Here is a 24,313-nt window from a genome sequence, read left to right on the forward strand (position 1 = left end):
TCACGGACATGGTCACTCCCACCGGAAGGCGCGGGCCGCGATCGCCGAGCAGACCACGGCGAAGGCGACGAGCGAACCGAGCTGCAGCAGCTCGGGCGAGTTCCCGGCGGCCGCTTCGCGCAGGCCGTTGATGGTCGCGCCGAGCGGGAGGACGTCGGCCACGTGTTGCAGCACGGGCGGCAGCTGCTCCTTCGGCACCCAGACGCCGCCGAGAGCGAGCATCGGGAAGAACGCTGCGGCGCCGATGCCGCTGGCCGCGCGGTTGGTGGGCGCGAGCGCCGCGATCAGCGTGCCGACGGAGAACAACGCCAGCGCGCCGAGCACCATCACGAGCAGGAACCCGCCGAGGTTCTCCGGCAACGCCATGCCGAGCGCGATCCTGCCCACCCCCAGGACGAGCAGGATCGCGACCGCTGCGGCGGCGAGGTTCACGAGCAGCTGAGCGGCGAGCAGCCGCCCGGGTGGCACCGGGCTCGCGGACAGGCGCTTGAGCACGCCCTTCTCGCGATAGGTGGCCACGGCGGCCGGGAACATCATCACCGCGAGCATCGCGATGAGGATCGCCGCGGCCATCGGCGCGATCAGGGTCGGCAGCGGCGCGTAGCCGCCGAACTCGGCGCTGGGCTTGCTCGAACCCGGCATCAGGCCGAACACGAGCAGCAGCGCGAGCGGGATGCCGACCACGGTGACGGGTGCCCCCGGGTCGCGCAGGAACAGCTTCGCCTCGACGGCGGTCATCTTGGTGAGCATTGCGGTCAGTCCCCTCAGTCCAGTTTCCGGCCGGTCAGCGCGACGAAGGCGTCGTCAAGGTTCGCCTGGTCCACGCGCAGGTCGCCCGCGAGCACCTGGTTGCGGGCGAGGAACGACGTCACGGTCTGCAGCGCGGTGGCGCGCCCCGTGACCACCAGCTGCGAGCCGTGGCGCTCGACTTCGAGCACGTCGGGTAGCGCCGCGAGCTGCGCGAGGTCGACCGGCGCCGACGGGCGGAACCGGATGCGCTGCTCGTCGCCGACCTGGCGGACCAGCCCGGCGGGCGTGTCGATCGCGACCACGCGGCCCGAGTCGATCACGGCGATGCGGTCGCAGAGACGCTCGGCCTCCTCCATGAAGTGGGTGACGAGCACGACCGTCACGCCCTCGTCGCGCACCGCCTCGACCAGGTCCCACGTGTCGCGCCGGGCCTGCGGGTCGAGGCCCGTGGTGAGCTCGTCGAGCACCGCGATCTCGGGGCTGCCGACGAGCGCGAGCGCGATCGACAGGCGCTGCTGCTGCCCGCCCGAGAGCTTCTTGTAAGCGGTGTCGCGCTGGTGCGTGAGCCCCAGCAGGTCGAGCAGGCGCTCGGTGTCGGCCGGCTTGCGGTAGAAGGACGAGTACAGCTCCAGCGCCTCGCCCACGCGCAGCCGGTCGGGCAGCCGGCTCTCCTGCAGCTGCACGCCCAGGCGCTGGCGCAGCTCGTGCCGGTCGCGGCGCGGGTCGAGCCCGAGCACCGACAGCGTGCCGCCGTCGGGCGTGCGCAGGCCTTCCAGGCACTCGACCGTGGTGGTCTTGCCGGCGCCGTTCGGGCCGAGGATCCCGAAGATCTCGCCCGGCTCGACGGTGAACGACACGTCGTCCACCGCGACCTTGTCCCCGTAGGTCTTGTGGAGGTGCTGGACCTCGATCACCGGCATGTCCGCCGTCCCCTCTCGAGCTCTTCTTCCGTCGTGAAGAAGAGTCCCGCGGGGAAGGGGCGCGGAGGATCGCCGGAACGGCCAGAACCGGCATCCACCGCCAGGCGGCGGGCATCCACCGATCGGTGGACCCGCGGACCCCTAGGGGTGCCGGCGCCAGGTCGCGGAGATGTCCTTTGTGGACAGCCAAGCCGCGAGGTCGTAGCCGTGCGCGGCGAGCCCTTCGACGGTGGTGTAGGCGGTTTCGAGCGCGTACTCGCCTTCGGCCTGGGGCAGCAGGCCGGCGGAGACGGCGGCGAGCAGCTCGTCGGAGTCGATCACCCGCACGGAGACCTTGTCCTTGAGCACGAGGTCGAGGTAGAGGTCCGTGGAGAACCACCGGGTGCCTTCGCGGCGCACGCGCACCACGTCGAGGTAGAAGGTCTGGTCGCGTTCGTGGCCGGGGTTGAACCAGAAGTCGGTGATGCGCAGGCCGAGGCCCGGCAGCAGCCACGACTCGAGGTAGTGGAACTGCTCACGCCCCGGCGTCGGGCGCGCGAGGTACAGCCCGAACGGCTCGGTCCGGAACTCCTCCACTTCCCGTTCGATGCCCTTGGGGTCCACGTTGACGCCGGCGGCCGGGTCGAAGCTCTCCAGTTTCGGCGGGTGCACGTCGGTCATCCGCCCATCCTGCCGGGCGCGGGGTGTCCGGAGCGGTCCTCGCGCCCGGGTGTCCGCGAAATCCACCCGGTTGCCGGGGTGGTCGCGGCTCGGCCACTTCCGCACCGGAAGTCCTGTTCGCCGATTACGGTGACCCGGACCTGGGGAGGGATCGTGTTCGGAATCGTCCGGCCGGGCCGGCACCGCCTGTCCGCACGCCTGCACGCCGACTGGCTCGCGCACCTGTGCGGGCTCTGCCTCGCGTTGCGCGACGAGCACGAGCACCTCGCGCGGGTCGTGACGAACTACGACCCGCTGGTGATCTCCGCTCTCGTGGAGGCACCTGCCGCGGGACGGCGCCGGACCGCGGGACCGTGCGCGTTGCGCGGGATGCGTTCGGCGTCCGTCGCGCGAGGCGAAGGGGCGCAGCTGGCCGCGGCGGTGTCGCTGGTGCTCACGTCGGCCAAGGTCGGTGACCACGTCGCCGACGGCGATGGTGCGTTCGGCCGGGCGGCGTCGCGAACACCGGCGAAGAGGCTCGTGGTCCGGTGTGCCGCGCAGGGCGCGCGCGTCGGCGCGCGGCTGGAGCACGAGGTGACCGCGGGGGACTCGCTGCTGCTGGTGACCGAGCCGGCGGAGGTGGCCGCGTCGGCGGCGTTCGCGCAGACGGCCGTGCTGGCGGGGCGGCCCGGCAACGTGGCGCCGCTCGCCGAAGCCGGGCGGCTGTGCGGGCGGGTCGCGCACCTGCTCGACGCGGTGGAGGACCAGCCCGCGGACGATGCGGCGGGGAGCTGAAACCCGCTGACGATCACCGGAACCGGGCTCGCCGAGGCGCAGCGGCTCGCCGTGGACGCGGTGCTCGGGGTCGAGTTCGCGGTGCGGGGGGCGTCGTTCGCGCAGCCGGCGCTGGTCCGCGCCCTGCTGGTGCAAGAGTTGCGCCAGGCCGTGACCCGGCGTTCGGGCACCGGCAGGAACCGCCGCCCGGCTGGCTCGGGCCGGGACCGGTGCCGCCCGGCGTGCCGCCTGCTCCGGGGGGTTCCCGGCCGGGCGGTCAACCCGGGTGGGGGCAGGTCCCGTCGGCGCCTCGGTCGCCGCCTCCACCTCCGCCGAAGCCACCGAAGAAGAAGCGCAAGCCCGAGGAGGGTGGTAGTGGCTGCTGGGTGCCGAGGTTCTCCGTGTCGCCCCGGCCGCGCGGGTTCTTCGAGGGTTGCGCGGTCGCGACCTACCTGTGCTGCAGCTGCCAGTTCTCCTGCCGCGACCCGTTCCCGGGGCCGTGGAGCGGGAAGGCTCGGCAGAACCACTGCGATTGCGGCCCGTGTGTGCTGCTCGGCGCCTGCTGTGACGGCTGCTGACCGGATCCCGGCGCAGGTCAGCGGGCCCGTGGTGGCGCCTCGGCTGAAAACTGTCGGTGGGTCGGCCTACTCTGGTGGACGTGGCTTTCGCAACCGAACACCCCGTCCTCGCGCAGTCCGACTTCCGGCCGGTTTCCGACGTCCCCCGTTCCGGCGGCCGGTTCGAAGTGATCAGCGAGTACACACCCGCCGGCGACCAGCCGGCGGCCATCGACGAGCTCGAACGCCGGGTCAGGGCGGGCGAGAAGGACGTCGTGCTGCTGGGCGCCACGGGCACCGGCAAGTCGGCCACCACCGCGTGGCTGATCGAGCGCGTGCAGCGGCCCACGCTGGTCATGGCGCCGAACAAGACCCTGGCCGCGCAGCTGGCCAACGAGCTGCGGGAACTCTTCCCGAACAACGCGGTCGAGTATTTCGTCAGCTACTACGACTACTACCAGCCCGAGGCGTACATCGCGCAGACGGACACCTACATCGAGAAGGACTCGTCGATCAACGACGACGTCGAGCGGCTGCGCCACTCGGCCACGATGAACCTGCTCTCGCGCCGCGACGTGATCGTGGTGGCCAGCGTGTCCTGCATCTACGGTCTCGGCACCCCGCAGTCCTACCTCGACCGCTCGACCAAGCTCGCGGTCGGCGCGCAGGTGGACCGCGACGTGCTGCTGCGCGCGCTGGTCGACGTGCAGTACACGCGCAACGACATCGCGTTCGCGCGCGGCACCTTCCGCGCGCGGGGTGACACGGTGGAGATCATCCCGGCGTACGAGGAGCTGGCGATCCGCGTCGAGTTCTTCGGCGACGAGATCGAGAAGCTCTACTACCTGCACCCGCTGACCGGCGACATCGTGCGCGAGGTCGACGAGGTGCGGATCTTCCCGGCCACGCACTACGTCGCGGGGCCGGAGCGCATGGAGAAGGCGATCAAGGGCATCGAACAGGAGCTGGAGCAGCGCCTCGCCGAGCTGGAGAAGCAGGGCAAGCTGCTGGAGGCGCAGCGGCTGCGCATGCGCACGGCCTACGACATCGAGATGATGCGCCAGGTCGGGTTCTGCTCCGGCATCGAGAACTATTCGCGCCACATCGACGGCCGCGAGGCCGGCTCCGCACCCGCGACGCTGATCGACTACTTCCCGGACGACTTCCTGCTCGTGATCGACGAGTCGCACCAGACCGTGCCGCAGATCGGCGGCATGTTCGAGGGCGACATGTCGCGCAAGCGCAACCTCGTCGACTACGGGTTCCGGCTGCCGAGCGCGGTCGACAACCGGCCGCTGACGTGGGAGGAGTTCTCCGACCGCATCGGGCAGACGGTGTACCTGTCGGCCACGCCGGGCCCGTACGAGATGGGCCAGACGGGCGGCGAGTTCGTCGAGCAGGTCATCCGCCCGACCGGTCTGGTCGACCCGAAGGTGGTCGTGAAGCCCACCGAGGGCCAGATCGACGACCTGGTGCACGAGATCCGCGAGCGCGCCGAGAAGGACGAGCGGGTGCTGGTCACCACGCTCACGAAGAAGATGTCCGAGGACCTCACCGACTACCTGCTGGAGCTCGGCATCCGCGTGCGCTACCTGCACTCGGAGGTCGACACGCTGCGCCGCGTCGAGCTGCTGCGCCAGCTGCGCGCGGGCGACTTCGACGTGCTGGTCGGCATCAACCTGCTGCGCGAGGGCCTCGACCTGCCGGAGGTGTCGCTCGTCGCGATCCTCGACGCGGACAAGGAAGGCTTCCTGCGCAGCGGCACGTCGCTGATCCAGACGATCGGCCGCGCGGCGCGAAACGTGTCCGGTGAGGTCCACATGTACGCGGACAAGATCACCGACTCGATGCAGCACGCCATCGACGAGACCGACCGCCGCCGCGCGAAGCAGGTCGCCTACAACGAGGAACGCGGCGTCGACCCGCAGCCGCTGCGCAAGAAGATCGCCGACATCCTCGACCGCGTCTACAGCGAAGCCGACGACTCCGACCAGGCGGTCGCCGTCGGCGGCTCGGGCCGCAACACCTCGCGCGGCAAGAAACCCGAACAGGGCGACCGCGTGCGCAGCTCCGGCATGCTCGTGGACAAGGACGTGTCGGGCATGCCGCGCGCCGAGCTGGCCGACCTCATCCAGCAGATGACCGACCAGATGATGCAAGCCGCCCGCGACCTGCAGTTCGAGCTCGCCGCCCGCCTGCGCGACGAGGTGTCGGACCTGAAGAAGGAACTGCGCGGCATGGACGCGGCCGGCATCCACTGACCCTCTCCCGTGTCCGGCCCGGACGGGTGTGCGGGCCAGGGATGGTGGGGGAGAACCGGGGCAAGGCCGAGAAGTGGGCCGGAACGGATGCGCCGGGGCGGAGTCCATCGCGCGGGTGAGGGCCGGGCGGGAAGAGCGATCCCCGCCTCGGGTTTTGGTCAGGGCCACCGAGTCGGGCTCGGCGGCGACAGCCGGCGGGTCCGACTGTCGCTTCGTGCTCGGTCGGCCGCGGCGGGTGTGACGCGCAGGGTCGGGTTGTGTGCTCGCGGGCCACGGCCGGCGGGGAGGCGATCCGGCGCGGCCCCGCTGCGCAGCGCGGCCCTGGCAGGCCCGGACGGCGGTCGGCTCGGCGCTCGGCCGGCCGTGGCGGGCAGCGTTGACCGAAGGGCCGAGGTAGGCGGCGCAGAGCACGGTCGCGTGCTCGCCGCTGGTGCGATCGGTGGACGGAGGTGAGCGAAGGTGCGGCTCGACGAGGTGATCGAGCACTGCCTGGGCAAGCCCGGTGCCGTGGAGACCTATCCGTTCGGGGAGCACGTGCTCGTGGTGAAGGTCGCCGGCAAGGCGTTCGCGTTCATCGGGCTGGAGCGGCCCGGGTCCGTGGGACTCAAGTGCGGCGCGAACCGCGAGGAGGCGGCCGAGCTGCGGGAGCGTTACCCGGAGTCGGTGGCCGTGCTCGACTACCTCGGGCGGTACGGCTGGAACCGGGTGGACCTGGGCGCGAGCCGAACCGCTGCGGTGCCCGGCGAGGAGCTGAGGGAGCTGCTCGACGCCTCCTACACGGCCGTGCGGGCGAAGTTGCCCAAGGCGCGCCGGCCCTGAGCGGTCATGACGGCGCGGTCGAGGCTGAGCGGTCCAGGACTGCGCAGTCACGGCGGAGTGGTCACGCAGAGCGGTCAGGGTCGGTCAGGAGCGGGAGCGTTCTCGTCGGGCTGGAGCACGCCGAAGACGTTGCCCTCGGTGTCCTTGCAGTACGCGAGCCAGCCGACGCCCGGCACCGGGTCCTTCGCCAGCGCCATGGTGCCGCCCGCTTTGGCGACGGCGTCGATGGTGGCGTCGACGTCGGTGACCTCGATCGTGTTGACGAAGCCGGAGACCGGGGCGTCCTCGGCGGGGGCGGGGCCGCGCCGGGGGAGGAGGCCGCCGTCGATGCCTTCGCCGTCGCCGGTGGAGACGACCCAGTACGGGACCTCGCCCCACTGTTCGATCTGCCAGCCGAACACGGCGGTGTAGAAGGCGACCGCGCGCTGCGGGTCGCCGGCGTGGATTTCGAAGTGGACGGGCCGGGCCATGGCTGCCTCCTCAGACCGGGCCGACAGGGCGCGCCCGAGACTACGCGCCCCCGCCCGCCGCCACCCGATGAACGACACCGCCAAGATCCACAAAGGACTCACAGACGCGGGCGGTCCGCCAAAACCTGGTTCGCGTCGAAGTCCGGGAAAGCCGCGGGAGCCGCCGCCGACGCCAGCGATCGCGAAGAAGCGGCCGGCAGGCCGGCCCAGCGGCGGATCGTCGCGGTCGCCTCCGCGGCCTGCGCGGCCGGCAGCTGCGCGATCGTCGAACCGTGGTTGCCGCCCGGCACGAAGTAGCGGTAGGAATCGCGCGAGCCGTACCCGAGCTCGAACGGCTCGGCGCCCCACGGGTCGTTCGAGCCGTAGACGAACAGCAGCTGCCGGCCGTGCGCCTTCACCCAGAAGTCGACGTCCGGCATCGCCAGGAAGTCGAAGCGCGGCAACTTCACCGACGCGGGCACGAACGTCGAAGGCACGTCGGTGCCCGGGTAGCGCAGCAGGTCGCGCAGGTAGCTGTCATACGCCTCGGGCGAGCCGAGCTGCACCGCGGCCTGGTAGTAGTACGGCACGAACGGCTCGAGCTCCTGATCGGAGTACGTGTTGAGGCTCTCCACCTGCTCGAACCACGCCCACACGTCGGCCGCCGGCGCACCCGCGCGAGGGATCGACGCGCACGCCGACGCCGGCTGGTACTGCCAGAACGCGAAGTACGAGTCGATCACCGAGATCTCCAGGGACTCGTCGATCGAGCCCACCGTGGTGAACGTGTAGCCCTTGCGGGCGGCGTCGTCCGCGGCCAGCGCGCCCAGCTCGTCACGCCGCTTGAGCGCGTCACGCTGAAGAGCCTTGAGCGAAGCGCGGCACGCGGGGTCGCCGACGTTCGCGAGGAAGCGGTTGTACTTGTCGAGCGGGTCGATCACGTCGTTGGGCGCGACGTAGGGGATCGTGCCGTTGACGTCGTCGGGGAAGAACCGCCGGAAGTACGTGGCGGTCATCCCGCCCTTGCTGCCGCCCGTCGCGAGCCACTTGCCCGGGTAGATCTTCTTGAACGCCTGCACGGCGGCGTGCTCGTCGGCCGCGGCCTGCCAGATCGTGAGGTCATGCGACCAGTCCGCCGGCTGCGGCCGCGAAGGCGTGAAGTAGCGGTACTCCATCGAAAGCTGGTTGCCGTCCACGATCCGCGTCGGCTCGGAGCGGTTCGGCGACAGGGACACGTTGTACCCGCTGGTGAACGCGACTGTCGGCGCGGAGAAATCGCGGTGCAGCAGCGTGTACCGCTGCTCGAACTTCGGCCCGCCGGGGTGGCGGTGGTCGGCCGGCTGCGTGAACGTCAGCTCGAAGAACCGGTAGCCCGCCGGCGCCGGGTCCTCTTTCACCACCGTGAGGCCGGGGACGGTGGCCAGCGCGGCCGCGATGTCCCCGTCGCCGGCCGCGCTCGCGACCGGCGTGAGCCCCACGGCCGCCAGCACGGCGGTGGACAAGACGGTGAGCAGCCTGCGCACGTGGTTCCCCCTCGACAGCCCCGAGATCAACTTCCGGATCCTCACAGACCCGGCCGCGCCCGGCAAGGCGCACCATCCGGTCGGGCGCCGACTTCCGTAGGGTCTCCGGCTAGCGCTTCAGCACACGGTCTACATAGGACTTGACGTTCGCCAGCGACTCCGCCGAACGCCACATCCGGTCCACGTGCACGTCGTCGGAGGCGCGGTTCTCCGCGATCCGCTCGTGGTAGGGCTGGCGCAGCTGCGCCTTGGTGTGGGCGAACGCCTCGGCCGGCAGCTCGCCGAGGCGGGCGGCGAGCTCACGGGCCCGGCCGAGCACCTCTTCCGGCGCCGCCACCTCGTCGACCAGGCCGCGGGCGAGGGCGTCGTCGATGGTCAGCGTCGCGCCGCTGTACATGAGCGCGGCGAGCGGATTCGTGCCGTACGCGCACCGCAGGATCTCCGTCGCGGCCAGCGGGAACGGCACACCCACGAGCAGCTCGGTCACGCCGACGCGTCCGGGGCCGGCGGCGGCCACGCGGTGGTCGCACCCCGCGGCCAGCACCATCCCGCCCGCGATCGCGTGGCCGTTGACCGCGGCCACGAGCGGGTGCGGGAAGCCGAAGACCGCCAGCAGCGCGTCGGAGAGCGCGGGCAGGAACTCGCGGACGTAGGCCGCGCCGCCCGCGTCGATGCTGAGCAGGTCGACGCCCGCGGAGAACATGTCGCCCGATCCGGTCAGCACCGCGGCCTTCGCGCCGTCGGCCGCCTCCTCGAGCTTGAGCACGAGCTCCCGGCAGGTGGCGGTGTCGAGGGTGTTGCCGCGGCCGTGCTCCAGCGTGAGCACGGCGACGCTGTCGTCGACTGCGAGGTGGATGGTCACGCGAGGAGACGTTACCGGCGTCCGGCCGCCCGTGCGGGACGGCCGGACGCCGGTGCGTCAGCTCGTGATGTCGCGCGTCGCGAACCGGCGTCCGGCCAGCAGCAGGAACACCGTGGTGTAGATGAGCGACGAGAGCGCCCCGCTCGCCATGTTCGACCAGTCGATGTCGGTGGAGATCAGGTCGATCCAGGCGAACGAGTAGTGCGTGGGCAGGTAGTTGCGCAGCCCCTCGAGCGCGGTGATCTGGTCGAGGATCTGCGACAGGATCGCCACCAGCACCGTGCCGCCCACCGCGCCCAGCGGGGCGTCGGTCGAGACGCTGAGCAGCAGCGCCAGCCCGGCCACCCACGCCAGCTGGATGATGATGTACACAGTGGACAGCAGGAGCGCGATCATGCTGTCGCCGAAGGTGACCGCGTCGCCCGTGGGGCTGATCGCGTCGCCCGCGCCGTACCAGATCACGCCCACCAGCAGCGACACCAGCGGCAGCAGTACCAGCGCCGCGGCGGACAGCAGGCCCGACACGATCGCCTTCTGCCGCAGCAGCCGGTGCCGCGGCACCGGGATCGCCAGCAGGTACTTCAGGCTCGACCACGACGACTCGCTCGCGATCGTGTCGCCGAAGAACAACGCCACGATCATCGGCAGCAGGAACGTGCCGGACACGAACAGCGCGAGCACCACGAAGTTCGGCGCGCTCGCGGTGGCGAGGTCCACGAACCCGCCCGAGCGGCGGTTCGGGTTCGACTGTCCGACCTCGAACGCCACCACGAGGATGAACGGCAGAATCGCCACGAACCCCAGGACCAGCTGGGTGCGCCGCCGCTTGAACTGCCGCTTCAGCTCCACGCCGAGGCGCAGCGTGCGCTCGGCGCGGTAGCCCGCGACGGCGCCGTCCGGGCCGACCTCGGCCTGCTCGGCCGTCGCCAGCTCGCTCAGCTCCCGCAGGGCGGCGGGGTCGGTGTGGACCCCGCCCGAACCGTTGGTGTTGCTCATGAGTTGTCTCCGACCAGCTGCAGGAACGCGTCTTCCAGCCGGCGCCGAGGCCCGGCCTGCTCCACCGCGACACCCGCGCGCACGAGTGCCGCCACCGCGTCGGCGCGCGCCATGCCGTCGAGGTTCGCGTGCACGAGGTCACCCTCGACGTCGATGTCGGTGACGCCGCCGAAGCCCTTGAGCGCCGCCGCGGCCGCCGCCGGGTCACCGACGCGGAACGTCGCCTCGCCGCTCGCGGCCGCCAGCTCGCCGACCTCACCCGAGGCCACGAGCATCCCGCGGTGCATCACGACCACGTGCGAACAGGTCTGCTCGACCTCGGCCAGCAGGTGGCTCGAGACGACGACCGTGCGCCCGGTGGCGGCGTAGCGCTGCAGGACCTCGCGCATCTGGTGGATCTGGGGCGGGTCGAGCCCGTTGGTGGGTTCGTCGAGCACCATGAGCTCCGGCAGGCCGAGCATCGCCTGCGCGATCGCGAGGCGCTGGCGCATGCCCTGGCTGTAGTTCTTCACACGGCGGTTCACCGCGTCGCCCAGCCCCGCGATCTCGAGCGCTTCCGAGAAGTGCGCCTTCTCGGCCGGCCGACCGGTCGCCGCCCAGTACAGCTCGAGGTTCGCCTTGCCCGACAGGTGCGGCAGGAACCCGGAACCCTCCACAAAGGACCCGATGCGCGACAGCACGGGCGCGCCGGGCGCGATCTTGTGGCCGAACACGCGGATCTCGCCCGCGGTCGGCGTGATCAGGCCCATCAGCATGCGCAGCGTCGTCGTCTTGCCGGCGCCGTTCGGGCCGAGCAGGCCGAGCACCTGGCCCGGCTCCACGCGGAAGGACAGGTCCTTCACGGCCACGAACCCGCCCGCGTACTGCTTGCGCAGCCCCTTGATCACGAGCGGCGTGTCCGCCAGGTCCGGGTCGACGTCGTGCGCGCGCCGGCGGCGGATCGCGGCGAACACCAGCGCGACGATGCCCACGAGCAGCGTCACGCCGATGCCGATCAGCTGGCCCTTCGGCGCCGGCGTGCCCACCGACGTCCCGGGCACGACCGGCACGGCGAGAGCCGAACCCGAAGCCAGCGCGATGCGGAACACGCCCGGCGCGGTCGGCGTCGAGAACGACTGGTCGGTGGTGCCGACCACGAGCCGCAGCGAGTGCCCGGCCTCGATCGGGCGCACGATGCCGGGCAGCGTCACCGTCACGTCCGCCGGGGTGCCGTTCGCGGGCAGGTTCGCCACGCGGAACGGCGCCACGGCGTTGGCCGGCAGCACACGCGTGCCGTCAGGACCGACGTCGTAGAGCTTGGCGAACAGCACGGCCTCCGGCAGCGGGTGCGCCGGGTCGGTCGCGACTTGCAGCCGCACGGTGCTGGAACCGGCGATCAGGACCTGGCTGTCGAACGGCGCGCTGCGGAACTGCGCGGCCTGGCCCGGCGGGTCGGTGCTGAACAGCGGTGCCAGCCGCGACGAACCCGCCGCCAGCCCGTTGAGACCGGGGATGCCGCTCACGGCCGCGGGGTTGGCGCCCGCGGGCCGCACGGCCGGCTGGGGCGGTCCGGCGAGCGCGACCTGCCGGCGTTCGGCGCCCGCGCCCGCAAGGCCCGGGTACGTGTCGGTGCTGACCGTCCGCACGGACGGCGCGCCGTTGGCCCGCAGGGTGCCCTGCACGTCGTAGCTGAAGCCGGTGCCAGGGTCGCCGTCGCCGGTCAGCGCCGACCACAGGAAGTCGCCGATCTTCGTCCGCAGCTGCGGGCCGGGGACGCCGCCGTCGTGGCCGCCGGTGTACCAGATGGTGCGCACCTTGCCGCCGGCCGCGGCGATCTGGCGCGCGGTGGCGTCGGACTGGTCCAGCCCGAACAGCGTGTCGCTCTCACCCTGCACGAGCAGCGTCGGCACGGTGATCTTGTCCGTGACCGACGCGGGCGAGACGCGGTGCAGCAGCGCGACGGTCTGCGCGCTCACCTTCCCGGTGGTCGCCAGCTCCGTGTACGCCTGGCAGACCTGGGCGGTGAAGCGGCCGCACGGGTCCGCGGCCTGTGCCTGGCCCGGCTGGGCCTGCCCGGGGAGCGGGGCGGTGGCGGCCTGCGGATCAGTGCCGCCGCCGGTGCCTCCGGTGCCGCCGACCGAGCCGCTGTTGTCGTCGGTCTCCTGCCCGGCCTCGGGCGCTTCGGCCGACGAAGACGCACCCGCGCTCGGCGCACCCGAACCGGAGGAGAAGAAGATGCCCGCCCAGCTCTTCTTGAAGACGCCGTCGGGCGCGAACTCACCCGCCGCCGGGGTCTTCGCCGCGGGCGGCGCGGACGCGCCGGCGTTGGGGACCAGGCCCTGGGCCAGGTCGTTGTAGGTGATCACCGGGGCGACGGCGGCCACGCGTTTGTCGGTGCCGGCGAGCAGCAGTGACAGCGCGCCGCCGTAGGACGCGCCGGTGACGGCGATCTCGGGGGCACCGCCCGCGCGGGTGGCGACGTCGTGGCTCGCGACGAGGTGGTCGATGAGCCGGCTCGCGTCGGCGACCTCCGCGTCGGGGTCGTTGAGGCCGATCTTGCCGGTGCTGCGGCCGAAACCGCGCGCCGACCAGGTCAGCACCACGAACCCGCGCTCGGCCAGCTCGCGGGCCTGGGGATCCACGCTGGATTTGTCGCCGCCGAAACCGTGGGCCAGCAGCACGGCGGGGGCGGGGGTCTTCTCGGGGTAGTAGGTGGTGGTGTCGATGCGGACCTGCTCGGCCGAGCCGGGTGCGGCCGGCATCTGCAGGAAAGCGTCCTGGGTCCGGACGGGCGAGGGCTGCGAGCCACTCGTGGTCCAGACGGCCACGACGGCGGCGACGACCACCACGACCGCGGCCAGCGCGGTCAGCCGGGCACCGCGCGTGCGCGGTAACGGGATTCGGGGCACGTGCTGACGTTATTTGAGCTTTGCTGAGAGCCGCGCGCGGGGCTCACACGGATCAGACATCTTTTTCACGCGAACACAGGCGATCTTCGGTCCCGGTGACGGAGGTAACACGGCCGGTGTGGTGACGAGGGCAACCTCCGCTGGCGTTCGCGCGCCGTAACCGGCAAACTGGACGCGCTGTGAGGGGAGTATTCCTTCGCGGCGGTGTCGTCAGCACGGTGGCGTGGCCCCCGGCACCGTCGGCCGGTAGAAAGGAACCGGCGGAAGAGACCTCCGGTTAGTTGCTGCTACGCGCTATCCGGAGGTAAATCCTGTGATGACCGTTCCTCTCTGGTTATGGATCGCCACGGTCGGTGGCCTGCTGGCCCTGATCGCGCTCGACCTGGTGATCGTCGACCACAAACCCCATGCCATCAAGCCGGCCGAGGCCGCGCGGTGGGTGATCTTCTACGTCGCCTGCGCCGTCGTGTTCGGGATCGGTGTATGGGTCTTCGCCGGGCACGACCCGGGCGTCGAGTTCTTCACCGGGTACATCACCGAGTACTCGCTGAGCGTCGACAACCTGTTCATCTTCATGATCATCATGGCGTCGTTCAAGGTGCCGGCGATCCACCAGCACCGCGTGCTGCTCGTGGGCATCCTGCTCGCGCTCGCGATGCGCAGTGTGTTCATCGCGGTGGGCGCGGCGCTGATCGCGCAGTTCGTGTGGGTGTTCTTCCTCTTCGGCGCGGTGCTGATCTGGACCGCGATCAGCATGCTGCGCAAGAAGGACGAGGAAGAGGAGTACCACGAGAACGCGGTGACCCGGTGGGTCCGCAAGATCGCCCCGGTGACCGACGACTTCCACGGCCACAAGTACACGGTCAAGGTCGACGGCAAGCGGATGATCACGCCGATGCTCGTGGTGATCGTCGCCATCGGCTCGGCCGACCTGCTGTTCGCGGTGGACTCGATCCCGGCCATCTTCGGGATCACCCAGGAGGCCTTCCTGGTGTTCACCGCCAACGCGTTCGCGCTGATGGGCCTGCGCCAGCTGTACTTCCTGCTCGGCGGGCTCGTCGAGAAGCTGGTGTACCTGTCCTACGGCCTCGCGGTGATCCTCGCGTTCATCGGCGCGAAGCTCGTGGTGCACGCACTGCACGAGTACCACGTGGCGCCCGGCTGGCTGGACATCAACAACTGGATGTCCCTCGGCGTGATCGTGGTCGTGCTGGCGGTCACCACCGTGGCGAGCCTCGCCAAGGCGAAAAAGGACGAACGGGCGCGCGTCCCGGCCGAATAAGTCTTTCGCTTTGCTAATGATCCGGTACGGTCGTCGGCATGCGACCAGCCGATATCGAAGCCCTCGTCGTTCCCGGCCGCCCCGCACTCCGGGGTGACCTGCTCCTGACCGCGGTCAAGCACCCCGACCTCGAGTCCAATGCCATCCACAGCGCGTTGCGCCGGGTCGGACTCGGGGGAGGGGATACCGCTTGGACGCAGGGCCCGCACGACGCGGCCCCGGCGATCTCGCCCGACGGGCGCTGGGTCGCGTTCCTGCGAGCCGGGGACGGTGAAGGCGCCGACGGCAGTGCGCAGGTGCACGTGATGCCGGCCGACGGCGGCGAGGCGAAGCGGCTGACGTCGCTGCACCTGGGCGCCGACGCGCCGGTGTGGGCGCCGGACTCGCAGCGGCTCGCGTTCACCGCGCGCGTGCCGGAGGCGGGCCGCTACGGCACCGAGGACACCGATGGCGAGAAGCCGGAGCCGCCGGCCGAGGCGCCGCGCCGGATCACGCGCTTCGACTACCGCATCGACGACGTCGGGTTCCTGCGCGACCGGATGAAACGGCTGTTCGTGCTCGACGCCGTCGCCGCGCTGGACGCCGCCGAACTGCCCGAGCTCGAGCCGATCTCGCCGGTCACCTACGACGTCGACGATCCCGCGTGGACGCCCGACGGCGAGCGCGTGGTCGTCGCGGCGCCGCAGGACTGGGACCGGGTGGAGACCGACTACCGCGACCTGGTCGCGTTCCCGGCCGGCGGCGGGGAGCCCGAGCTGCTCGTGGCGTGCCACGGTTACGCGGAGCAGCCCGTGTTCGGTCCCGACGGCACCCTGTTCTTCTACGGTTCGTCCTACGAGGACGGTCACCGCGAGGCCTGCAACACCGGCCTGTACGCCGCCACGATCGGTACCGGTGGCCCCGTGAAGGCGCGCCGGCTGACCGACCTCGAGACGGTCGACGTGGAGAGCGGCTCCGGCCCCGCGATCCCCGTGAACGGCGAAGTCCTCGTGGCCGTGCGCAACCGCGGCGCTGTAGAGCTGCGCGCGGTCCCGGCTTCCGCGGAGGCGGCTGTGCTGGCCGACCTGCGCGTGCTGCACGACGGCCACGTGGTGGTGCGTGGCTTCGCGGCCGACGGCGACACGATCGTCGCGGTGGTCGCGACACCGGAGACCTCGGGCGACGTCGTGGTGCTCGACGCCGGCGGCCCGCGTGTGCTCACCGACTACTCGAAGCCGTTGCGGGACAAGGGGTTGCGGCCCGTTGAGGAGCTCACCACGACCTCGCCCGACGGCTACCCCGTGCACGGCTGGCTCGTGGTGCCCGAGGGCGAGGGACCGCACCCGGTGCTGCGGGTCGTGCACGGCGGGCCGTTCGCGCAGCAGGACTGGGCCGTGTTCGACGAGGCCCAGGTCTACGCCGCGGCCGGCTACGCCGTGGTGCTCGGCAATCCGCGCGGTTCGGCGGGCTACGGGCAGAGCCACGGCCGCGCGATCACTTTCGGCTTCGGCACGGTCGACGTCGACGACGTGCTCGCACTGCTGGACAAGGCGCTCGAACGACCCGACCTCGACTCCTCGCGCGTCGGCATCATGGGCGGTTCCTACGGCGGGTTCATGACCAGCTGGGTCGCCTCGCACTACCCGGAGCGGTTCAAGGCGGCCTGGAGCGAGCGCGCGGTGAACGCGTGGGACTCGATGGTCGGCAGCTCCGACATCGGCTACTTCTTCGTCGACTCCTACATCGGCACCGATCCGGAGGTGCTGCGCGACCGCAGCCCGCTGACCTACGCGGCCGACATCAGCATCCCGTTCGCGGTCGTCCACTCCGAACAGGACTGGCGCTGCCCGCTGGAGCAGGCGCAGCGCATGTTCGTGGCGCTGCGCCGGGCGGGTGCCGACGCGGAGTTCCTGCTGTTCCCCGGCGAGGGCCACGAGCTGTCGCGCGCGGGGCGCCCGCGCCACCGCGTGCAGCGCTTCGACGCGGTGCTGGAGTGGTGGTCGCGCCACCTGGGCTGAGTGCTCAGTTGAGGAGCGTGTAGTTCAGCTCTTCGCAGACCCGGCCGAGCGGGACGTCGAGCCCCGGGTGGTCCAGCGGCAGCAGGACATCCGGGGCGATCGGCAGCGCGGCGCCCGCCGGCGGGTCCCACAGGCACACGGCCGGGTCGCCGGAGTCCATCGACGAGCGGTACCAGAGACCGTCGAGGTCGGGCAGCGCGCTGCGGATCGCGCGCGCCCAGGCCTGGGTGATCTTCTTCGGCCCGCTGGAGATCTCCTGCGACGCGCCCACGCGCGTCGGCCACAGGCCGGTGAGGTCGAGCAACCGCAACGGGCGCGTGGGGCGCACGACCACGAGCCGCGGCCCGCGCGTCTTGCGGTCGACCGTCGAGCTCGTCTGGAACACCTCGGCGACACTCGTGCGCACGGTCAGGCCGAAGTACAGCACGCCGTTGCCCGGATCGGTCACGGGCTGGCCGCCGCGGCCGGGCGGCTGCTGGTCGAACCGGCCGTGCGGGAGCGGGCCGGTGTAGCGGAACGTGTTCCACTGCTGCGGGTGGTTGCCGTGCGCGGTGAAGATGCGGACCAGTCTGGTCTCGGGCTGCACCGCCACCACGTCGTGGGCGCGGTCGAGCTCCTTGACCAGCACGGATCGCGCGGGCGGCAGGGGGAGCCGGGCCATACGTCGGGGGTCGTCCGTCCTGTGTCGGTGATCTTGGTCGTCGGCTCAGCCTAGAACGGCGAGCCGAGCGTGGCGACGAGGCGCGCGACCTGCTCGGGATCGCCACCCGAGAGGAGCCACTGGCGCGGCGTGGCCGGGCGGTCGCTGATCACCAGATCGTCCTGCGGGGTGTTCATGAACGCGGCGACGACGAGCGCGGGCTGGTCCTCGGGGGTCGCGCGCAGCACCACCTCGAGACCGGGCAGCACGCCGGAGCCGTTGAACTGCCACGACGGCAGCCGCCAGCCTTGGTCCTTCCAGCCCGTGAGCCGGCCCTCCTTGAGGCGGTGGCGGATGCGGCTGTCGTCGATCTTCAGCGCCTTCGCGGCCTGGGTGACGGTGAGCGCCGAGTCGGCGAGCACGGCGTGAGCGGCCACGGTGCGCGCGCGGAAGTCGGGCTCGTCTTCGCCGTGGGCCGTGAGGTCGAGCCCCACGTCCGCCAGCGCGGCCTGCTGGTCGGGCGAGAAGTAGTGCGACGGGTCCGGGTTGGGCGGTGACAGCCTGCGCGCCGCGTCCTCGACGAGCGTGAGGAACTCCGTGGCGTCGGCCTTGAGCCCCGCCTTGGCGAGGACGTTCTCGAGCGCGACTGACATGCGCTCAGACTAGCTCGCATGTGCGGGTTCGTGCGGTTCGTCACTGAATCTGTGGGTGAATTCACCAGAGATCGACACGCAGTGCGCAGAACTCAACACGCGGCGTAGGCGATTTCGCGTCAGTGTGCCCGGCCGGTGGTGGTGCTGTCCAGGCTTTCGTGCCCTTGACACCCCGCCGTGGCCCCTTTACGTTCGGTTGGTAATCGATTTCCCGCCTCGTGCTGTTGCGGGCTCCGGTGGCCTCGGCCGCCGGTGCTGGGGGGACGGGGGTGGGACGTGCCTGGCGGACCGGTACTGGCCGGTCCACCAGGCACGTCGTCGTTCCGGGGTTTTCCGCGCCGTTTCGCGCGGGCGTGGCCGCAAATTCCGCAGCGCTGGAGCGAATTGCGTGCCGTGAATCCCGCGCGCGTCAGCGCCGCGAGCTCTGCCGTTCGATGAGCCGCGCTTCCAGCGTCGTCGTGGTGGGGCGGCGGGTGCCGTCGGTGATACGGGCGAGCAGGAGCTGCGCGGCGACCCGGCCGACTTCGTAGGCGGGCTGCGCGACGACCGTCAGCGGCGGGTCGATCAGGGTCGTCCAGGGCGCGTCGTCGAAGGAGACGATGCCGACGTCGCGGCCGGGGCGCACGCCGCGACTCGCGAGCGTCTCCAGAACGCCGATCGTCATCGTGCTGTTGGCCACCAGCAGGGCGTCCGGGGGATCGGGCAGTTCGAGCAGCTCGGTGGCGGCCACGCGCGCGCCCTCTGCGCGGTACTCGGCGCGGCGGAAGAGCGCGTTCTCCTCGCCGACGGCGTCGAGGTAGCCGGCGAGGCGGTCGTCGGCTGTGCGGACGCCGGCGGGGCCGGTCAGGCACGCGATGCGGCGGTAGCCGCCGGCCACGAGGTGGCGGGTCGCGTCGCGCGCGGCGCGGCGGGTGTCCACGAGGACCTGGTCGCCGTCCGGGCCGGTGAGCGGCCGGTCGACCGCGACCACGGGCGTGCCCTGGCGGCGCAGGCGGTCGACGTTGGTGGAGCGGCCCGTGGGGGAGAGCACGACGCCGGCGACGCGTTCCTGAAGCGCCACGTCGATGTAGCGGCGCTCCTTGTCCTCGTTCTCGTCGGAGTTGCACAGCACCACGGAGTAGCCCGATACCTGCGCGAGGTCCTCGACGCCGCGGGCGATCGCCGTGAAGAACGGATTCTCGACGTCGGAGATGATCAGCGCCAGCACGGCCGTCTCCTGGCGGCGCAGGTTCCGGGCCAGGCCGTTGGGGTGGTAGCCGAGCTCCTCGGCCGCGACGAGCACCCGCGCGGCGAGCTCCGGGTCCACTGTGGACTTGCCGTTGAGGGCCCGGGACACCGTGGCGGTGGAGACGCCGGCGCGCGCGGCGACGTCGCTGATCGTGGCCACCGTGACCTCCTCCGGCCGTCCTTGACACCTTCGTCCCCCGAAGAATAGCGTCCCGGGTAATCGTTTACCGTCCGCATTCGGGGAGTCGCGGTGATTCCGGGCCTGCTGCTCGGCATCGACATCGGCACGTCCAGCTCGAAGGGCGTCCTCGTCGGTGCCGACGGGACGATACTGGCGCGCGCCGGCCGCGCGCACACCACCTCCCGCCCGCGGCCCGGCTGGTTCGAGCACGACGCGGAAACGGTGTGGTGGGCCGACTTCACCGCGCTCGTGCGCGAGCTCACCGCGGCGGCGGGTGACCGGCCGCTCGCCGGGCTGGCCGTGAGCGGCATCGGGCCGGTGCTGCTGCCCGCCGACGCCGACGGCCGGCCCCTGCGCCCGGCGATCCTCTACGGCGTCGACACGCGCGCGGGCGCGGAGATCGCCGAGCTCACGGCGGAGCTGGGGGAGAAGTCCATTGTGGAGCGGGGCGGCAGCGCGCTGTCCAGCCAGGCCGTGGGACCCAAGTGGCGCTGGCTGTTCCGGCACGAGCCCGAGGTGGCCGAGCGCGCCGAGCTGTTCCTCATGGCGAGCTCGTACCTCGTGCTGAGGCTGACCGGCGAGTACGTGCTCGACCACCACTCGGCGAGCCAGTGCGACCCGATGTACGACCTGCGCGCCGGTGCGTGGGCCGAGGACTGGGCCCGGCTGGTCGCGCCCGGCGTGCGCCTGCCGCGGCTGGCGTGGCCGACGGAAGTGGCCGGCACGGTTTCCGCCTCGGCGGCCGCCGCGACGGGGCTGCCCGCGGGCCTGCCCGTCACGTGCGGCACGGTCGACGCGTGGGCCGAGGCGGCGAGCGCCGGCGTGCGGGCGCCCGGCGACACGATGCTCATGTACGGCACCACGATGTTCCTCGTGCAGACCGCCGCCGAGCCGCGGCCGGTGCCGGGCCTGTGGGCCACGCGCGGCGTGTTCGCGGGCACGTACTCGCTGGCCGCCGGGATGGCGACGTCCGGCGCGATCACCGACTGGCTGCGCGACCTCGTCGGCGGTGAGTTCGCCGACCTGGTCGCCGAGGCGGGCGAGGTGCCCGCCGGCAGCCGCGGGCTGCTGATGCTGCCGTACTTCGCCGGCGAACGCACCCCGGTGCCGGACGCGGGCGCGCGCGGCGTCCTCGCCGGGTTGACGCTGTCGCACACCAAAGCCGACCTCTACCGCGCCGCGCTGGAGGGCACGGCCTACGGCGTGCGGCACAACCTGGAGACGATGGGATCCGCCGAGGGCCGCCGTCTCGTCGCGGTCGGCGGCGGCACGCAGGGTCGCGTGTGGACGCAGATCGTGAGCGACGCGACGCGCGCGGAGCAGCACGTGCCCACCGAAACGATCGGCGCGGCCTTCGGCAACGCGCTGCTGGCCGCCTTCGCGGTAGGGCTCGAACCCGACATCGACGCGTGGAACCCGGTCGCCATCGTCGTGCGGCCTGATCCCGTGCGAGCCGACGTGTACGACGAGTTCTACGCCCGCTACCGCGCGCTGTACCCCGCGACGGCGGACATCGCGCATTTCCTTGCCGCGCACCAGGAACGCGCGGCGGCTCAGACTCGCGAGAAGTAAGCGCTCGGCGTGAGCCCGGTCAGCGCCCGGCACTCGCGCGACAGGTGGGCCTGGTCGGCGTACCCGGCACCGGCGGCGAGGCCGGCCAGCCCGGGTGCGCGCGGCGCGAGCGCGATGGCGCGTTGCAACCGCAGCACCCGCAGGTAGGTCGCCGGTCCGTAGCCGACGGCCACGGTGAAGCGGCGCCGCAGCTGCCGTTCGCCCACGGCTGCCGCCGGGGTGCCCACCCGGGCGGGCGCGGTGTGGAGGTGCGCCAGCAGCTCGGCCACGGCCGGATCGAGGTCGGCTTCGCGGCCGGCCACGACGTCGGTGAGGCTGCGCGCGCCGCTGAGCACCGCGTCGGTCAGCAGCTCCCCGCGGCGGCCCCAGACCTCGGCCAGCGGGAGCCGGCGGTCGCGCAGCTCGTCGGCCGCGACGCCGAGCACGGCGGGTGCCGCGCCGGGGTGGAAGCGCAGGCCGTGCAGCGTGGCGCCGGGTGAGGTGATCGACGACCACGCCCCCGTGTCCGGGCCCGCGACGAAGATCTCGCCGTCGCCGGCGACGAGGTCGACGCAGCCGTCGGGCACGATCCGTTTCGGGCCCGCGGGGGCCGACCGCCACAGGCAGCGGACCGCGGCGCGCACCGGCTCGGGCGCGAGCGTCTCCGAGTACACCCCCCGATCATCCCCTCCGGGTACGACAGAATGCGACCCATGACCCCGATCGACGCGCTGGCCTGGGTCCACGTCCGCGACCGGCGGCTGCTGTCGGTGCGTACGCGCGGCAAGGAGAAGTTCTACCTGCCCGGCGGCAAACGCGAGCCGGGCGAGGGCGACGTCGCCGGGCTGTGCCGCGAGATCCGCGAAGAGCTGGGCGTCGAGCTCGACCCGCTGACCTTCCGCTTCTTCGCGGTGCTCGACGAGCAGGCCGACGGGTTTGCCGACGGCCGCCGCGTGCGCATGACCTGCTACACCGCCGAACACACGAGCGAGCCGGTGCCGTCGGCCGAGATCGCCGAGGCGGCGTGGCTGCGTTCCGCCGACGCCGCGGCGTGTCCGCCCGCCGGGCAGCGCGTGCTGCGGATGCTGGCCGAGCAGGGTGTGGTGGACTGACTCTCCGTGACCGGGTATCACGACGCTGTTATTGGCATCGTCCGTGGTGACCACACCGGTGATCGGTCCACAGGGGACACCCGAAAGGGTGAAGTTTCACCAACTTTGCGTGGTTGGCTAACGCCGAGTGACGTTCGGGCGAGAAGCAGACGTCGTACTCGTCAGAAGTCCGCTCGAACGAGAGAAGACCTCTCCATGAGTGTTCCTGCCGTGACCCCTCCGGCATCGCCGCCGGGTGCGGGTGGTCCGGGCCGGCTCAAGCCGCTCGGCAGCGTGGTCGTCGTGGTCGGCGTCATCGCCGTCGCTATCGCCGTGGCCTCGTACGTCACGCCCAGAGCGGCGCCGACGGCCGGTGAACCCGGCCAGGTGTCCCCGACCGAGGTCGCGCAGGCCGAGCCCGTGGCCGTCCAGAACGTCACCCGCACGATCGTCTACGCGCTCGCGGGCGAAGGCGGCGCCCGCAACCTGACTTACGTCTCCGCCGACGCGGGCCTCGAGCAGCAGACCGAGGTCACCACGCCGTGGTCGGTCACCGTCACGCGCACCGCGCCGGCCGGTGAAGCCGAGTTCGCGAGCCTTGCCGCGCAGAGCGCCGGGCCGGGCGGGCTGACCTGTCGCATCACCGTGGACGGCACCGTCGTCGCCGAGAAGTCCGTGTCGGCGGAGGGCGCGCAGCTCAGCTGCACCGCATGAGTTCTGGGTGAGCCCTGCCTGGGGCAGGATCACGGGCGTGAACGGTGCGATCGGGTTCGGGCCCGCCCTGGTTGTCGTCCTGGTTGTGCTCACGCTGGCGGGGGCCGGGGTGGTGCGCTTCGGTGGGCTGGGTCAAGGCCGGGCGGTGCTGGTGGCGGCGGTCCGCGCGGTCGCGCAGCTCGCGCTCGTGTCCCTGGTGATCACGGTGATCCTGCGGTCGGGCTGGCTCACCGGACTGTTCGTGCTGCTGATGTTCGCGATCGCCGTCGTCACGTCGGCCTCTCGCATCGGTGTGCCGCGCCGGATCGGCTGGGTCGCGCTGGCGCTGGCCTCGGGCGTCGCTCCCGTACTGGCACTGGTGCTCGCTTCGGGAGTCGTGCCGCCGCAACCGATCACGGTCGTGCCGATCGCCGGCATCGTGATCGGCGGGACGATGACCGCCACGTCGCAGTCGGCGCGCCGCGCGCTCGACGAGCTCGCCCAGCGCCACGGCGAGTACGAAGCCGCGCTGGCGCTGGGTTTCCTGCCCCGGCTGGCCGCGCTGGAGATCTGCCGTCCGTCGGCCGGGCAGGCCCTGATCCCGGCGCTCGACCAGACGCGCACAGTCGGGCTGGTGACGCTGCCGGGCGCGTACGTCGGCCTGCTGCTGGGCGGCGCGGGCCCGATCCAGGCCGGAATCGCGCAGGCGCTGGTGCTGATCGGGCTGCTGGCCGCGGAGTCCGTGGCCGTGCTGACGACGGTGCAGCTCGTCGCGGCGGGGTTCATCCGCCGCGACGAGCTGCACCGTCGGTGGACCTTCGCGTGGGCGCCGCGGCGTCAGCCGAGCGGGGCCGCCAGGTGAGCGGTGTCGTTGAAGCGCCGCACCAGCCACCGGTCGCCCTGCACCACGAGGTGGGAGATGGAGCCGTTGTCCGCGCCCAGGAACGCGAAGCGGTCGACCGCCCGGCTCGCCTGCGCGAACACCTCGCCGATCACGCCGCCGTGGGTGAACACCGCGACGCGGCGGTCGGGGTTGGCCTCGGCGATCCGCGTCAGTGCCCGGCGGATGCGCAGGCCGAACGCCTCGTCGGACTCCGCGCCCGGGATCACTTCCCAGCGCTGCTCGGTCCAGAGCCGGTCGACGATCGGGTGGCCTTCGGTCGTGTACTGGCGGAAAAGCCCGTTCTCCCAGTCACCCAGGTGGATTTCGCGCAGTTCGGGCACGACTTCGGGTGTGAGGCCGAGCTTCTCGGCGAGCGGCGCGGCGGTCTGCACCGTGCGCCGCAGCGTCGTGACGTAGAGCGCGTCGATGCGCTCGCCCACGAGCCGCTCGCCGATGCGGAGGGCGTGGTCGCGGCCTTCGGGTGCGAGGTCGGGATCGGCCTGGCCGTCGACGAGGTCGAACGGTGCGCTGATCCGCGCGGGCGCGGATTCTCCGTGGCGCACCAGGAAGATCTCGGTCGCTCCCGGCGGGGGGCTGAACCGGTGCTGGCGGTATTCGACTTCCTGCTCGGGCGTGCTCATGGCCCCGACCCTATCCGGGCCGGGTTGCCGGCCGGG

The 24,313-nt window shown here is 72.0% G+C and carries 21 protein-coding genes and 1 pseudogene; 9 read left to right on the plus strand and 13 right to left on the minus strand.

Going from position 1 to position 24,313, the window contains the following annotated elements:
- Positions 1–12: 12 nt before the first annotated feature.
- The 3 genes from QRX50_RS27060 to QRX50_RS27070 form a co-directional block, all read right to left on the minus strand.
- Positions 13–738, minus strand: coding sequence for an ABC transporter permease (locus QRX50_RS27060; RefSeq protein WP_285965972.1), 726 nt, complete (start codon positions 736–738; stop codon positions 13–15).
- Between the two features lie 26 nt (positions 739–764).
- Complete coding sequence (locus QRX50_RS27065) at positions 765–1,670, minus strand: ABC transporter ATP-binding protein (RefSeq protein ID WP_285965973.1); 906 nt, start codon at positions 1,668–1,670, stop codon at positions 765–767.
- A gap of 141 nt (positions 1,671–1,811) precedes the next feature.
- Positions 1,812–2,330, minus strand: a complete 519-nt coding sequence (locus tag QRX50_RS27070; RefSeq protein ID WP_285965974.1) for a ribonuclease FAU-1 family protein — start codon at positions 2,328–2,330, stop codon at positions 1,812–1,814.
- A gap of 153 nt (positions 2,331–2,483) precedes the next feature.
- Here QRX50_RS27070 and QRX50_RS27075 point away from each other — a divergent pair.
- The 3 genes and pseudogenes from QRX50_RS27075 to QRX50_RS27085 all read left to right on the plus strand — a co-directional run bounded on the left by QRX50_RS27075 (position 2,484) and on the right by QRX50_RS27085 (position 6,720).
- Positions 2,484–3,661 (plus strand): annotated as a pseudogene (locus QRX50_RS27075) (DUF5685 family protein).
- Positions 3,662–3,741: 80 nt separating this feature from the next.
- Positions 3,742–5,901 carry an excinuclease ABC subunit UvrB gene (gene uvrB, locus QRX50_RS27080; protein WP_285965975.1) on the plus strand — a complete coding sequence of 720 codons (2,160 nt, stop codon included), beginning with the start codon at positions 3,742–3,744 and terminating at the stop codon, positions 5,899–5,901.
- Positions 5,902–6,360: 459 nt separating this feature from the next.
- Positions 6,361–6,720, plus strand: coding sequence for an MmcQ/YjbR family DNA-binding protein (locus QRX50_RS27085; RefSeq protein WP_285965976.1), 360 nt, complete (start codon positions 6,361–6,363; stop codon positions 6,718–6,720).
- Positions 6,721–6,794: 74 nt separating this feature from the next.
- On the opposite strand, the gene QRX50_RS27090 is transcribed toward QRX50_RS27085, so the two are convergent.
- The 5 genes from QRX50_RS27090 to QRX50_RS27110 form a co-directional block, all read right to left on the minus strand.
- A complete protein-coding gene (locus QRX50_RS27090; protein ID WP_285965977.1) occupies positions 6,795–7,190 on the minus strand; it encodes a VOC family protein in 396 nt (131 codons plus the stop codon).
- 98 nt (positions 7,191–7,288) lie between these two features.
- Complete coding sequence (locus QRX50_RS27095) at positions 7,289–8,692, minus strand: S28 family serine protease (RefSeq protein ID WP_285965978.1); 1,404 nt, start codon at positions 8,690–8,692, stop codon at positions 7,289–7,291.
- Positions 8,693–8,801: 109 nt separating this feature from the next.
- Positions 8,802–9,554, minus strand: coding sequence for an enoyl-CoA hydratase/isomerase family protein (locus tag QRX50_RS27100; RefSeq protein WP_285965979.1), 753 nt, complete (start codon positions 9,552–9,554; stop codon positions 8,802–8,804).
- A 57-nt stretch (positions 9,555–9,611) separates the two neighbouring features.
- Positions 9,612–10,550, minus strand: coding sequence for an ABC transporter permease (locus QRX50_RS27105; protein ID WP_285965980.1), 939 nt, complete (start codon positions 10,548–10,550; stop codon positions 9,612–9,614).
- A complete protein-coding gene (locus QRX50_RS27110) occupies positions 10,547–13,438 on the minus strand; it encodes an alpha/beta fold hydrolase (protein WP_285965981.1) in 2,892 nt (963 codons plus the stop codon). The genes QRX50_RS27105 and QRX50_RS27110 overlap by 4 nt, the downstream gene beginning before the upstream one ends.
- Before the next feature lie 316 nt (positions 13,439–13,754).
- Between QRX50_RS27110 and QRX50_RS27115 the strand changes: the two genes are divergently transcribed.
- Positions 13,755–14,720 carry a TerC family protein gene (locus QRX50_RS27115; protein WP_285965982.1) on the plus strand — a complete coding sequence of 322 codons (966 nt, stop codon included), beginning with the start codon at positions 13,755–13,757 and terminating at the stop codon, positions 14,718–14,720.
- Positions 14,721–14,758: 38 nt separating this feature from the next.
- Positions 14,759–16,717 carry a S9 family peptidase gene (locus QRX50_RS27120; RefSeq protein WP_285965983.1) on the plus strand — a complete coding sequence of 653 codons (1,959 nt, stop codon included), beginning with the start codon at positions 14,759–14,761 and terminating at the stop codon, positions 16,715–16,717.
- Positions 16,718–16,721: 4 nt separating this feature from the next.
- Here QRX50_RS27120 and QRX50_RS27125 read toward each other — a convergent pair whose 3' ends face one another.
- The 3 genes from QRX50_RS27125 to QRX50_RS27135 form a co-directional block, all read right to left on the minus strand.
- Complete coding sequence (locus QRX50_RS27125; RefSeq protein WP_285965984.1) at positions 16,722–17,378, minus strand: RES family NAD+ phosphorylase; 657 nt, start codon at positions 17,376–17,378, stop codon at positions 16,722–16,724.
- A gap of 50 nt (positions 17,379–17,428) precedes the next feature.
- Positions 17,429–18,010 (minus strand): DNA-binding protein, encoded by a 582-nt coding sequence (locus QRX50_RS27130; protein WP_285965985.1) that lies wholly within the window; start codon positions 18,008–18,010, stop codon positions 17,429–17,431.
- Between the two features lie 409 nt (positions 18,011–18,419).
- Positions 18,420–19,397: a LacI family DNA-binding transcriptional regulator gene (locus QRX50_RS27135; RefSeq protein WP_285965986.1), complete on the minus strand. Its 978-nt coding sequence runs from the start codon at positions 19,395–19,397 to the stop codon at positions 18,420–18,422.
- Positions 19,398–19,490: 93 nt separating this feature from the next.
- Here QRX50_RS27135 and QRX50_RS27140 point away from each other — a divergent pair, with 93 nt between their 5' ends.
- Positions 19,491–20,990, plus strand: coding sequence for an FGGY-family carbohydrate kinase (locus tag QRX50_RS27140; protein WP_434533364.1), 1,500 nt, complete (start codon positions 19,491–19,493; stop codon positions 20,988–20,990).
- On the opposite strand, the gene QRX50_RS27145 is transcribed toward QRX50_RS27140, so the two are convergent.
- A complete protein-coding gene (locus QRX50_RS27145) occupies positions 20,972–21,643 on the minus strand; it encodes a helix-turn-helix domain-containing protein (RefSeq protein ID WP_285965988.1) in 672 nt (223 codons plus the stop codon). The two genes, QRX50_RS27140 and QRX50_RS27145, sit on opposite strands and share 19 nt — an antisense overlap.
- Before the next feature lie 39 nt (positions 21,644–21,682).
- On the opposite strand from QRX50_RS27145, the gene QRX50_RS27150 reads away from it, so the two are divergent.
- The 3 genes from QRX50_RS27150 to QRX50_RS27160 all read left to right on the plus strand — a co-directional run bounded on the left by QRX50_RS27150 (position 21,683) and on the right by QRX50_RS27160 (position 23,615).
- Positions 21,683–22,081, plus strand: a complete 399-nt coding sequence (locus QRX50_RS27150; protein ID WP_285965989.1) for an NUDIX hydrolase — start codon at positions 21,683–21,685, stop codon at positions 22,079–22,081.
- Positions 22,082–22,291: 210 nt separating this feature from the next.
- On the plus strand, positions 22,292–22,774 hold the full coding sequence (locus tag QRX50_RS27155; protein ID WP_285965990.1) for an MmpS family transport accessory protein: 483 nt from the start codon (positions 22,292–22,294) through the stop codon (positions 22,772–22,774).
- Positions 22,775–22,811: 37 nt separating this feature from the next.
- Positions 22,812–23,615 carry an ABC transporter permease gene (locus QRX50_RS27160; RefSeq protein WP_285965991.1) on the plus strand — a complete coding sequence of 268 codons (804 nt, stop codon included), beginning with the start codon at positions 22,812–22,814 and terminating at the stop codon, positions 23,613–23,615.
- Here QRX50_RS27160 and QRX50_RS27165 read toward each other — a convergent pair.
- Positions 23,591–24,277 carry a histidine phosphatase family protein gene (locus QRX50_RS27165; RefSeq protein WP_285965992.1) on the minus strand — a complete coding sequence of 229 codons (687 nt, stop codon included), beginning with the start codon at positions 24,275–24,277 and terminating at the stop codon, positions 23,591–23,593. The two genes, QRX50_RS27160 and QRX50_RS27165, sit on opposite strands and share 25 nt — an antisense overlap.
- Positions 24,278–24,313 lie beyond the last annotated feature (36 nt).

Origin of the sequence: Amycolatopsis sp. 2-15, from assembly GCF_030285625.1 — a bacterium.
Classification (GTDB): domain Bacteria; phylum Actinomycetota; class Actinomycetes; order Mycobacteriales; family Pseudonocardiaceae; genus Amycolatopsis; species Amycolatopsis carbonis.

Bases quoted from the DNA above. Each gene is read 5' to 3' on its own strand.
- QRX50_RS27060 (WP_285965972.1), bottom strand. From the start codon at position 738: ATGACCGCCGTCGAGGCGAAGCTGTTCCTGCGCGACCCGGGGGCACCC.
- QRX50_RS27065 (WP_285965973.1), bottom strand. From the start codon at position 1,670: ATGCCGGTGATCGAGGTCCAGCACCTCCACAAGACCTACGGGGACAAG.
- QRX50_RS27070 (WP_285965974.1), bottom strand. From the start codon at position 2,330: ATGACCGACGTGCACCCGCCGAAACTGGAGAGCTTCGACCCGGCCGCC.
- QRX50_RS27090 (WP_285965977.1), bottom strand. From the start codon at position 7,190: ATGGCCCGGCCCGTCCACTTCGAAATCCACGCCGGCGACCCGCAGCGC.
- QRX50_RS27105 (WP_285965980.1), bottom strand. From the start codon at position 10,550: ATGAGCAACACCAACGGTTCGGGCGGGGTCCACACCGACCCCGCCGCC.
- QRX50_RS27115 (WP_285965982.1), top strand. From the start codon at position 13,755: ATGACCGTTCCTCTCTGGTTATGGATCGCCACGGTCGGTGGCCTGCTG.
- QRX50_RS27120 (WP_285965983.1), top strand. From the start codon at position 14,759: ATGCGACCAGCCGATATCGAAGCCCTCGTCGTTCCCGGCCGCCCCGCA.
- QRX50_RS27125 (WP_285965984.1), bottom strand. From the start codon at position 17,378: ATGGCCCGGCTCCCCCTGCCGCCCGCGCGATCCGTGCTGGTCAAGGAG.
- QRX50_RS27130 (WP_285965985.1), bottom strand. From the start codon at position 18,010: ATGTCAGTCGCGCTCGAGAACGTCCTCGCCAAGGCGGGGCTCAAGGCC.
- QRX50_RS27150 (WP_285965989.1), top strand. From the start codon at position 21,683: ATGACCCCGATCGACGCGCTGGCCTGGGTCCACGTCCGCGACCGGCGG.
- QRX50_RS27165 (WP_285965992.1), bottom strand. From the start codon at position 24,277: ATGAGCACGCCCGAGCAGGAAGTCGAATACCGCCAGCACCGGTTCAGC.